We start from the raw sequence: 4,600 nt of genomic DNA on the forward strand, positions 1-4,600 counted from the left end.
ATATCTCCTCGCCGCTGTCTCCGGCACCCTCCTCGCAGCCGTCCCCGCCGCCGCCCTGCCCGCCGCGGCCGGCACCGGGCAGGCCGCGGCGCCTGGGGCCCACTCCGTACGGGAAGGAACGGTCGGCGCGGCCGAACTGCTGGCCAAGGTGACGAGCTGTACGCAGATCTCCAAGAGCAAATACAGCAAGGACGCCGGGGGGTCGGCGACCGTCCCGGTCTGCGGGAAGAACGGCGCGGTGTTCTGGAAGGCCGATATGGACATCGACTGCGACGGCCAGGTCACCACTCACTGCAACACCACGACCGACCCCTGGTTCCTGCCCGACACGGCGTTCCACCAATCCAACGGCAAACCGCTGAACGCCGAGAAGCTGCCGTTCATCGTCGTGCCGAGCCCCAGCACCAACTGGAAGTACTCCGACTACGGGATCAAGGGCGGCGGTGTGGTCGCCGTCATCCACAACAACAAGGTCCGGTACGGAGTCGTCGGCGACACCGGGCCCGCCAAGATCATCGGCGAGGCGTCCTACGGCATGGCCAAGGCCCTCGGGATCGACCCCCACCCGCAGACCGGCGGGGTGGCGTCCGGGGTGACGTACATCCTGTTCAAGAACTCCAAGGTCTCACCGATCGAAAGCCACAGCGCGGCGGTGACGCTCGGGGACTCGCTGGCGAAGAAGTTCCTGACGGAGAACTGAGCCGGGTGTCGGCAAGGGGTGACCGGGTGCCGGTCGGGGTGACCGGAGAGCCCTTCCGGGGAACGGGCCGGAGGGTCGGCGGAACTCACGGTGTCCCGGTTGTCCGCGGTGTCCCGCCGGGGCCCAGGGCCGTGCCGCCTGCCCGGGGCCCGGAGGCAGTGCCGGGGGCCCGGCCGTCCCCGGGCGGTCCCCGGGGTCGTCCGGGACGGCCCGGCGGCGCCGGACGTCCTCACAGCGCCGTGAGCACGCGCGGGCCGTCGTCCGTGATCGCCACCGTGTGCTCCGCGTGCGCGGCGCGGCTGCCGTCGATCGTCCGGACGGTCCAGCCGTCCCGGCCCGTGTAGTGCTCGTCCGTGCCGCCGGCGATCACCATCGGTTCGATCGCCAGCACCATCCCGTGGCGCAGCGGCATGCCCCGGCCCGGGCGTCCCTCGTTGGGGACGCCCGGGTCCTCGTGCATCCGGCGGCCCACGCCATGGCCGCCGTAGCCGTCCGGCAGGCCGTAGCCGGCCGAGCGGCACACCCGGCCGATCGCGTGCGCGATGTCACCGATGCGGTTCCCGACGACCGCGGCGCCGATGCCCGCCTCCAGGGCGGCTTCGGCGGTGGCGATCAGCCGGGTGTCCTCGGGGCGGGCGCGGCCCACCGTGAAACTGACGGCCGCGTCGCCGACCCAGCCGCCCCTGATGGCCCCGCAGTCCAGACTCAGCAGATCGCCGTCGCGCAGCCGGTAGCCGTCCGGGACGCCGTGCACGATCGCGTCATTGACGGAGGTGCACAGTACGGCCGGGAACGGGACCGGCGCCCAGTTCGGCCGATAGCCGAGGAACGGCGAACCCGCCCCGGCCTCGTCGAGGACCGCGCGGGCGGCCCGGTCCAGCTCCAGCAGGCTGACACCGACGGCCGCGGCCTGACGGGCCGCCGTGAGCGCCTGGGCGACCAGCCGGCCCGCCTCGCGCATCGCCTCGATCGACGCGTCTGTCTTGATCTCCACCATGCCAATTACTATACCGAGGTGACCGGTATTTGAATACCGCGACCGGCGGCTCTAGACTGACGCCATGGTGCGCACCCCTCTCACCCCCGAAGAGCGCGAACGCGGCGAGCGGCTCGGCCGGCTGCTGCGCAAGGCGCGCGGTGACCGCAGTATGGCGGAGGTGGCGGCCGTTGCCGGACTCTCCGCCGAGACCCTGCGCAAGATCGAGACGGGCCGCGCCCCGACCCCCGCCTTCTTCACCGTCGCCGCGCTCGCCGCCGCCCTCGGGCTGTCCATGGACGAACTGATCGTGCGCTGCGCGCTGGTCCCCGCGGCCTGACCGGCCGCCCGCCCCAGCGGAACGGCCCGCACCCGGGTGGCCGATGGCCTCCACCCGGTTGCCCGCCCCCGGCGGATCGCCGCACGCCCTCGCCGCGCGCGGGGCGTACGCTCGCGGCGTGAGAGCCGAGGACTTCACCACAGCCCGATACATCAGTCTGACCACGTTCCGGAAGAACGGCACGGCCGTCGCCACACCCGTGTGGTTCGCCGAGGACGGCGGGAAACTGTACGTCTGGACCCGCAGCGACTCCTGGAAGGTCAAGCGGCTGCATCAGGACAACCGGGTGGTCGTGCGGGCGTGCGACCTGCGCGGCCGGGTCGCCGAAGGGGCTCCGGCAGCCGAGGGCACGGCAGAAATTCTCGACGACCCGACCGGGGTGCGCAAACTACTCGTCCGCAAATACGGCTGGCAGTTCTGGCTGGTGGATGTCCCTGCGGCGGTTGTGCGCCGGGGCAAACGTCCGCACACCGGCATCGCCGTGACCATCCGCCAGTAGACGGACAACCGCCCGTAGCCGAGACGTAACACGCCTGGGGTGCAATGCTACGAACTCTCCGGACAGTCCGGACGGACTCCGCACAGGAGCGGCGGCGATGGCAGAGCATCAACTCCCGGTCGAAACCGGTGTGTTTGCGCGGTATCTGAAGGGTCTGACCGAACTGCTCGACCGGGACAGCGGCTGGTACGCCGTTTTCCGGCAGCGTGACCCCGAAGGGATGCGGGAATGTCTGGAAGGTGTCGAAGTCCCGCCCTGGGACGTGGTCGACGCCCTCCTCAAAGATCTCGCGGTGATTCGCGGCCCCGGGTTCGCGCACCGCGAAGGTTCCCGCGCGCACCGGCTGCACGGGGCGTCGGCGGCGGCGTTCGACCGGCAGCCCGGAGGCCGTGAGGCACTGGAGGAACGGCTGGGGCTGATGCGCCACGAGGTGGTCGAGCAGACCGCCCGCGCCGCGGAGCTGGCACAGCGGCTCGCCGCACAGCCGGCCGGCTCGGCGAAGGCGCGGTCGCTGGCGAGCGAGCTGGAGTGGACGCGGGACGACCAGGCGCGCGCGGTGGCGAGGCTGGCGGAACTGCGGTCCAGGCTGGCGGCCCTCACCGCCGGCACATCCGGCACATCCGGCGCATCCGTGGGCGGACTGGCCTCCGCCCCCGGCAGCGCGTCCGGCAGCGCGTCCGCCTCCGGGCGGATCACGGGCCGCGCCCCCGGCCCGGCCCCCGCCACCGCTCCGGGGCACGGCGCGGGTCCCGCTCGTGGGCCCGGGCACCGTGCGGGTTCCGCCCCCGGCCCCGCGCCGGCCCCCCGTGGGACCGACACATCACCCGCCGAGGCGTACGCCGCCGACGCGTACGCCTCGGACGCATACGCCGCCGACACATATGCCGCCCGCCAGGCCGACGCGTCCGGCCGGGCCCAGGCGTCCGGCCGGGCGCCCTCGCCCCGCCGTGCGCCCGTCGGCGAACACGGCCGGGAGCCCGACACCGGACAGGGTGTCTCCGCGCCCACCCGCCCGCTCTCCTGGTTCCAGCGCGCGGGGGAGGAGAACCGGCCCGCCGGGGCCCGGGAGCGGCAACACCCGGCCGCCCGCCCACCGGAGCGGACACCTCCCGCCCCTGTGCACGGGAACGCCCAGCAACACCGGAACGCCCAGGCACACCGGGGCGACCCCGCGCATCTGGGCGACCCCGCGCACCGGGGCGACCAGGCCCCGCCCGCCGAACCCGGGTCCCCTCCCGCGCCGGACCCGGAGACGCCCGCCCCCGCCGACCGGGGCCGCAGGCTCTGGCGCGGCCGGCCGAAGGGCGCCAGATACGCGGGAGCCGAGGCCGGCGGGGAGATCGGCGGACCCGGCGACACCACGGAGGTACCACCGCAACGAGCCCCCGGGGACGCCCCCCGGGGCGCCCGCTACGGCGCGTTGCCCCCGCAGCCGTCCGAGGCCCCGACGGCACCCGGCACCGCCGGTCCGGACGCCCCGCACTCCACCGATGCCGACGCCGATGCCGACGCCGATGGTGACGCCGAAAACGCCGAGGCGGTCCGGACCGTACGGGAGATCGCCACGAACCTCGGGCGGCTCAGGGCCGGGGACCGGGGCGGCGAGGCGTACGTCCTGCTCTGCGAGGCCGCCGCGCTGCCCGCCGACGTACTGCCCTTCCTCGCCGACGAACTGCGCCGCGCCGGGCTGGACGCCGACTGGGCCACCCTGCTGTGGGAGGCCGCGTCCGGGCCCCTCCCGACGGTCGCGGCCATCGCCTGGGCCCTCTCGGAACACGGCCGTGACCAGGACGCCGCACAACTGCTGCGGCAGGGCGTCACCCGGCCCGCCGGGGAGATCGCCGACGCCGTGCTCCTCCTGGCGGACGAGGGGCGCGATCCGGAGGCGTACGACCTGCTGACCACCTGCGTGCAGTTGCACAGCCCCGAGGACGCCGCCCGGATCGCCGAGCCGGACCCGCCACGCCTCGTCCCGCTGCTGCTGGAGGCCGCCCGCGCCCAGTCGCCGTCGCATGAACGCCATCTGGTGCACGCCCTGCGGGTCGCGGGCCACCTCGGTCGCTGACCGGACCCGGGGCCCCGGAC

5 protein-coding genes are annotated in these 4,600 nt (G+C 74.3%); 4 read left to right on the forward strand and 1 reads right to left on the reverse strand.

Annotation, left to right across the window (positions count from 1 at the left end):
* Positions 1-700 (forward strand): glycoside hydrolase family 75 protein (locus ACWF94_RS34115; protein WP_453497602.1); only part of this gene is annotated, 700 nt, incomplete at its 5' end.
* Between the two features lie 229 nt (positions 701-929).
* On the opposite strand, the gene map is transcribed toward ACWF94_RS34115, so the two are convergent.
* A complete protein-coding gene (map, locus tag ACWF94_RS34120; RefSeq protein ID WP_453497605.1) occupies positions 930-1,697 on the reverse strand; it encodes a type I methionyl aminopeptidase in 768 nt (255 codons plus the stop codon).
* A gap of 64 nt (positions 1,698-1,761) precedes the next feature.
* Between map and ACWF94_RS34125 the strand changes: the two genes are divergently transcribed.
* The 3 genes from ACWF94_RS34125 (at position 1,762) to ACWF94_RS34135 (ending at position 4,580) form a co-directional block, all read left to right on the forward strand.
* Complete coding sequence (locus ACWF94_RS34125; RefSeq protein ID WP_453497608.1) at positions 1,762-2,016, forward strand: helix-turn-helix domain-containing protein; 255 nt, start codon at positions 1,762-1,764, stop codon at positions 2,014-2,016.
* A 118-nt stretch (positions 2,017-2,134) separates the two neighbouring features.
* A complete protein-coding gene (locus tag ACWF94_RS34130; protein ID WP_453497611.1) occupies positions 2,135-2,515 on the forward strand; it encodes a PPOX class F420-dependent oxidoreductase in 381 nt (126 codons plus the stop codon).
* Positions 2,516-2,612: 97 nt separating this feature from the next.
* On the forward strand, positions 2,613-4,580 hold the full coding sequence (locus ACWF94_RS34135) for a hypothetical protein (protein WP_453497614.1): 1,968 nt from the start codon (positions 2,613-2,615) through the stop codon (positions 4,578-4,580).
* Positions 4,581-4,600 lie beyond the last annotated feature (20 nt).

Source organism: Streptomyces sp. NPDC055078, from assembly GCF_053607985.1.

Bases quoted from the DNA above. Each gene is read 5' to 3' on its own strand.
- map (WP_453497605.1), bottom strand. From the start codon at position 1,697: ATGGTGGAGATCAAGACAGACGCGTCGATCGAGGCGATGCGCGAGGCG.
- ACWF94_RS34125 (WP_453497608.1), top strand. From the start codon at position 1,762: ATGGTGCGCACCCCTCTCACCCCCGAAGAGCGCGAACGCGGCGAGCGG.
- ACWF94_RS34135 (WP_453497614.1), top strand. From the start codon at position 2,613: ATGGCAGAGCATCAACTCCCGGTCGAAACCGGTGTGTTTGCGCGGTAT.